Raw genomic sequence first — 761 nt, forward strand, 5'->3', positions numbered from 1 at the left:
CTTTGTGGCCGCCGCCCAGGTCCTGGTGAACAGCGACATCAAAGTGAGCGCCAACAGCGTCAATGCGGCTCAGCTGCCCACCATCACCAATTTGCTGACCAACGGCAGCTTGGCCACTTCGTCTGGTTGGACGGTGTCTTCGGGCGCCAGTTCACCAGCACCAACATGGGAGACGGCTTCTTTCCGAGGCACAGACGGTGACAACGCTCCGAGCTTTAACAGCGCCGGCTCTGCGACGGGTGGCTACATTTACCAGAACATCGTCACGGAGGTGGGCAAGACGTACACCTTCCAGGTGAATGCTTATGGCGTCGAGTTGAATTCCACGAATTCTGCGCTCACCCTGACGGCATTCGCGGGGAGCAACTTGGGGGGGGGTGAACTGTCAAGCGATACCTTTACGTGTGGTCCAGACGAATCCGGCACCGCCAACCACACCAACACAGGCAGGGTGTACAGCATCAAGTTCGTAGCCACATCGACCTCCACATCGGTCAGGATTTTGGATGCCACATCGGTAGCGTCCCTCGGTGAGGACCTGGTCGTTGACCGTGCCATCGTGTTCGAGACCGACACGGGCTACATCAGCGGCTCTACGGGAGCGACAGACACCCCCATCAACGACACCCTGTTGGGCACCAGTGCCAATGACAAAATGGCGGGCGGTACCGGCAACGACACCATCAATGGGCAGGGCGGGACCAACACAGCGCTGTACACAGGCAGCCGTAGCCAGTACACCATCACCATCGCGTCTGGCA

The 761-nt window shown here is 59.3% G+C and carries 1 protein-coding gene; it reads left to right on the top strand.

All coding sequences use genetic code 11. The annotated features are described in order from the left end of the window. Window positions 1-761, top strand: a 761-nt coding sequence (locus tag B9Z45_RS17160) for a hypothetical protein (protein ID WP_158270456.1), incomplete at both ends; no start/stop codon positions are given.

This window comes from Limnohabitans sp. 2KL-17 (assembly GCF_003063415.1).
In the GTDB taxonomy this organism is placed as follows: domain Bacteria; phylum Pseudomonadota; class Gammaproteobacteria; order Burkholderiales; family Burkholderiaceae_C; genus Limnohabitans_A.